Source organism: Klebsiella sp. MS 92-3 (assembly GCF_000195655.1).
Lineage (GTDB): Bacteria > Pseudomonadota > Gammaproteobacteria > Enterobacterales > Enterobacteriaceae > Klebsiella > Klebsiella pneumoniae.
This window is the reverse complement of the sequence record NZ_GL882772.1, coordinates 2,833-7,562: the sequence shown is the minus strand read 5'-3', so window position 1 is coordinate 7,562 and position 4,730 is coordinate 2,833. Positions and strand designations below refer to the sequence as shown.

Here is a 4,730-nt window from a genome sequence, read left to right as displayed (position 1 = left end):
GGGGCGGGGGGACGTTCCAGGCTTTAAGCAGCGGCCATACGCGGGTGTAAAAGCTGCTGTAACCATCGTCAAAACTGAGGAGAAAAGCCTTGGGCGGCAGCGACTTTAAGCCATAATGCGCATCGAGAATGTCCTGAACGCTAATCGCATGGTAGCCGTTATGCAGCAGCCAGGCGATCTGCTCATTGAGTGCGCTGGTGCGCACCGAAAGATAACGCTGGTCGGCGGCATCGTCTTCGACGTCATGGTAGGCCAGCACCAGAAAGCGATCCGCCGGCCAGGGTTGATTGGCCTCCAGTTGGGGGCGCTGCTGCGGGGCGAGGAAGGGGACTTCCTCAGCACGCACGCTGAAGATAAGGCACAGCCAGATGAGAAGCATCAGGCCGTTGCGCAGGGTCGTGTTCAGCATGGTCATCCTTAAAACCGTATATTTGCATCAAGAGTGATGGCGAGGTTGTTTTCACGTTTGCCGTCGTAGGGGCGCTTATCCCAGTTCAGCATCACCCCGGTGTCGACGACGTTGTTCCAGCGCAGGCGCTGCCCGTAACCCAGCACCGTGATCGCCCCGGCGGCGTGATTTTTTTGCCAGTAGCTGCCGCCGCCGGCGAGTAACTGCTGGCTCCAGACGGTGTCATAGCGCTGGTAAAGCGTGTGATCGACGGCCAGCGCCGCGGTGGCGGCGAGGTCCCGTGCCGGACTGTAGTAGGCGGTGTCGGTGCGGCTATTGGCGCTGGCCGACAGACCGGGCTGCAAATCCAGCGTTAACCATGGGGTTTGCCAGAGGCGTTCTTTACCGGAGAGGGTGTACTCATGGCGGCGGTTGCGATCGGTAAACCGGCTGGCGGCCGCGCTGACGCGGTACTCCCGGCGTTCGTTTGGAGACCAGCGCAGCCAGCCTTCGCCGCGGTTGGCGCTGACGCCGTTGCGTAACGCGCGCAGCGGCGTCTGCTGCGAAATCCGCTCCAGTTCGCCGCCCAGCTGCCAGCGATCGCTAACGTCATGGGCGGCGGAAAGGCGGACGCCGGGCTTGTTCTCGCCGTGAAAATTGACGCTGGAGAGCTCAAGCTCGCCCCAGTAGTCGCGCGGACGCCATTCAATACCGGCAAACAGCTGGCGACGGCTGCCTTTCCCCTCTTCAAAATTGCCTTCAGCGAAGCGGTGCCCGCCGAACAACCGCCAGCTGTCGGCTAGCGGCGGGCTGTAGATCGCCGTCTCAAAACTGAGGTCGTGCGTGCCGCTCACCGGGTTGTCGGAATGCAGCCCTTTGCCAACGCTCAGGCGCAGCTCGGAGAGATAATGGATCTCGCGCGCTCTGGCCAGGCGCTGGGTGTTCAGATCCCGTGGCGAGCGGGCGACGACGTCGTCAGCCAGCAGATCCATTTGCCGCCACTCCTGCAGATCGAGGGCGACCCAGGCCTGCTGGCGCTCCAGCTGCAGGCTGGCGGGTTCCAGAGATTCCGCCGCTTTTAGCTGGCGTTCGGCTGCCCGTGGCAATCCTCTCTCCTGCAGAAGGGCGGCATAGTCTATCTGCAGGCCCTGGTTTCCAGGGGCCGTCGCCGCCAGGCGCTGCATTCGGGCTTCGGCCTGCGGCAGGTCGTTGGTAGCCGCTAAATAGTGCACGTTAAGCGACTGTGCGGTGAGCCAGTCGTCGTTCGGCTGCGGCGTTGGCGAGCCGTAGAGACGACGGATGTAGGGCGCATTCCTGGTGAGGCGGGCGACATACCGTTGCGCCTCCGGGTACTGACCGGTGTCCAGCAGAGCGTAGAAAAGCTCGTGTTCCTCATTCTGTTGGCTTGTCAGCCACGAAGGATGCTGGTGGATAAGCGTCAGCGCAGGCTCAATTTGCTTAAGGGCGATAAAAGAGGAGATGACCCAGCCGATGGCCCAGTCGGGAACGGTCTGCTGCTGGGCGATCAGGCTTTGGTATTCGCGGATGACCTGCGCGTACTCGGCGCTGGCGTACAGCGCGCCCAGACGATCAATACGCGCCCGGATGATGTCGGGCGCAGCCTGTGGGTCGGGGTGCCAGGCGGCGATCATCGCGTCATACTGCGTGAGCGCCGTGCGGGCCAGCGCGTAACGCGCCTTTTCTTCGCGGGAAGGGGTATCGGCAAGGCGCACCAGTTCGGCGGCGGCGTTCAGCTGCAAGTTACGCTTTTCCGCAGGCGTCAGTTCGACGCTATTCGCCAGGCCGAGAGCAGGGGAATCAATCCGGTTGCGGGTCAGGGTCGCCATCAGGCTGGCCAGCGCGGTTTTGTTTTGCGGTTCACGATCGAGGATCTGCGTGTCCACCAACAGCTGGTCCCAGCTTTTGCCCAGCCGCAGGTAGACATAGGAGAGCGTCTGCAGGTGCGCAACGCTCGCCTGCTCCGCCACCAGGCGACGCGCTTCGCTGAGCGCCTCGCCGTCCTTGCGGGCATCGGCGAGCGTTTTGATATAGCCGATACGATAGTCGTCGCTGCCAGGGGCCTGGCTGAGCGCCTGCTGCCAGAGGGTGAGCGAGGTTTGCCACTGCTTCTGGTTGCGCAGGGCCTGCGCCGCGGCGGCGGTGCCCCGTGCAGGAAGCGGCATATAGACCTGGTAGCGTCGCCAGACTTTCACCACTTCATCGTCCTGACCGGCCCAGAGGGCCACCTGCAGCCAGTCCGCCACCTGAGAAGGGGTTAAGGCATGCCGCAGCTGGTACTGCTGAAGGTAACTGAGAAAGGGGGCGTACTGACCTTGGCGCGCTTGCAAGATTTGCTGGTCATAGAGCGAATCCGCTCCCTGAACCAGCGCCGGGAAGAGTAAAAGCAAGCCGATTGATAGCGAGAGTTTCGTGTTGCGATTAAACAATAACGTATTTGAATAAGGTGATCTTTCCATTTCTATTTGCCATATGTTCATCAAGAATCCATTGCACAACACGACCGTCCTTTGACGGTGAGTTAAAGGATGAGGATGGTCCCATTTAGCTGACTGGCACTGCAGGTGAATGACCTATTGCAAACTAATAAACATATCTCCTGTTGATAAATGAATGGGTAATTTATACCCGATACGGCAACCGATAAATATGGATAAATTATGGCCTGCGTTTTAAGATAATTCTGTAAAATCGACTTCGTTCGAACGGAAGTGTTCAAGTTGATTTCTTTAACCTACTGATATAAATAAAAAAGAAAGTCAGATGGAATTTTGTTTCAAAATGGCGGTGTGACTTATATTTAGTTGGGGTTAGAGTTTTTTAGGTAATATTTAAGATGATTTCTGACAAAAATTCTCAATAGCAAAAAAAGCATCTTTTCTGTGGATTTTTTTTATTTATAATCAATCTGTTTATTTCCTGTCAGAACGCAAGGAGGGTTTTCACAGCCAGATTCAGATGCCGCGCTAATGATAAATCACAGGTCTCGTTATTTTCACCGCCATGCGAAGCGTTCCATAGGGGGAGGGAAAACGTCTGGTTGACGAGAATTTGTTGATTAAATGTTAAAGGGACGATTTGTGGCAACTTTAATGATATTGGTTACCCAGGATTACTATCTTTTTCAAGGTGTTAAGAATTTTTTTCCTGATATCATTCAGTTAGATTCTAGCGGAAAAGCGATTTTAGATAATGAGGTTGATGAAGTCTCTCTGCTGGTTGATAGCCGCTCGCCGCTTTGCCATTACGATTATCTCGTGCTGGCAGCGGCGAAATCCAGAAAGCGAATATGTTGTATCGTCCTCGATATGCGCCATCGGGAAGAGCATTTACTGAGCCTGAAATCGTTTTTAAACATGTCATTATCACCCGCGGATATGGCGACATTATTTGGCCTTTTTCTGGAGATGAATAGCAAGCGTCTGACCAAAGAGTGGTTTGACGATCTGCGCTTAAGTTTGTCTGAACAGTTAATGTTACGTTTACTCATGGCGGGGATGACCATGGAGGAGGTGGCCGTCAATCTCAATACGTCACTAAAAAGCCTTTACCGCAAGCGTACTGCGCTTTATGAGCGGTTGGGGTTAGATAATTTTAATGAAGCTTGCTTATTTATCTTTCGAAATAAGCTGCTGGAGCAGACCGAACGTTCGTTATGAAGCTTCGCTGTACAGAGAATGGATGTTATCGCAAGGTATTTGTTGACGAAAATCTAATAAATTAAATAGATATTGATAGGTACAACCGTCGATACCCGGCGGTATCGATGATGGCATTCGGCATATAATTCCGGAGCTCTTTGGAAGTATTTACCGCCAATGCGGTTTGCTATGCACAGCGATTATTATAATGAATATATTCCTTGCGCCGCACAGGAATAGTTTTGTCATAAATTAACACTACCATGGTATTCCGACTCACGCGTCGGAATACCATGAGATATCGTGAAAGCATCAGAGGAGCGAGGTGGATGAGAATAAGGGACAGTATTGCTGAGCGGTTAGAGGCATGCGGCCTCTACCGTCGGGCGGCATCCAGATGGATTGAGGTGATGCAGCGTTGCCTGGACGATGAGGACCGAGAGTGGATCCGTCACCATCGCAATCAGTGTCTGAAAAAGGCGCAACGTCCGCCGGCGCCGAAAGAGGAGTTTGCCGACCTCCACCAGGCGGCGAAAGAGACTCAATATCGTATGGGCATTGCGAAGCCCTATGGCGAAGCATTCAGACTGCCCGGCAAAGGGAAAACGGCCGCCGAGTAATGCCTTTCTTCACGACGTTTGCCTGACGGCTTCGCCTTATCCGGCCTGCGGGTCCTCCACAGG

General features: G+C 54.9%; 4 protein-coding genes and 1 pseudogene. 2 read left to right on the top strand and 3 right to left on the bottom strand.

From position 1 onward, the window contains the following. Window positions 1-409, bottom strand: a pseudogene (pgaB, locus tag HMPREF9538_RS19525) (poly-beta-1,6-N-acetyl-D-glucosamine N-deacetylase); the annotation flags it as partial. Window positions 410-417: 8 nt separating this feature from the next. Then, entirely contained in the window at window positions 418-2,865 is a 2,448-nt protein-coding gene (pgaA, locus tag HMPREF9538_RS19530) for a poly-beta-1,6 N-acetyl-D-glucosamine export porin PgaA (RefSeq protein ID WP_072198926.1), read from the bottom strand. A 633-nt stretch (window positions 2,866-3,498) separates the two neighbouring features. Between pgaA and HMPREF9538_RS19535 the strand changes: the two genes are divergently transcribed. Further along, complete coding sequence (locus HMPREF9538_RS19535) at window positions 3,499-4,065, top strand: helix-turn-helix transcriptional regulator (protein WP_002885396.1); 567 nt, start codon at window positions 3,499-3,501, stop codon at window positions 4,063-4,065. Here HMPREF9538_RS19535 and HMPREF9538_RS32140 read toward each other — a convergent pair. Then, on the bottom strand, window positions 4,060-4,182 hold the full coding sequence (locus HMPREF9538_RS32140) for a hypothetical protein (RefSeq protein WP_004146686.1): 123 nt from the start codon (window positions 4,180-4,182) through the stop codon (window positions 4,060-4,062). The two genes, HMPREF9538_RS19535 and HMPREF9538_RS32140, sit on opposite strands and share 6 nt — an antisense overlap. 128 nt (window positions 4,183-4,310) lie before the next feature. Between HMPREF9538_RS32140 and HMPREF9538_RS19545 the strand changes: the two genes are divergently transcribed. Continuing rightward, window positions 4,311-4,667 carry a PerC family transcriptional regulator gene (locus tag HMPREF9538_RS19545; RefSeq protein ID WP_305953346.1) on the top strand — a complete coding sequence of 119 codons (357 nt, stop codon included), beginning with the start codon at window positions 4,311-4,313 and terminating at the stop codon, window positions 4,665-4,667. Window positions 4,668-4,730: the final 63 nt, after the last annotated feature.

Coding starts and splice junctions, on each gene's coding strand:
- HMPREF9538_RS32140 (WP_004146686.1), bottom strand. CDS start 4,182: ATGCCATCATCGATACCGCCGGGTATCGACGGTTGTACCTATCAATAT.
- pgaA (WP_072198926.1), bottom strand. CDS start 2,865: ATGGAAAGATCACCTTATTCAAATACGTTATTGTTTAATCGCAACACG.
- HMPREF9538_RS19545 (WP_305953346.1), top strand. CDS start 4,311: ATGGTATTCCGACTCACGCGTCGGAATACCATGAGATATCGTGAAAGC.
- HMPREF9538_RS19535 (WP_002885396.1), top strand. CDS start 3,499: ATGATATTGGTTACCCAGGATTACTATCTTTTTCAAGGTGTTAAGAAT.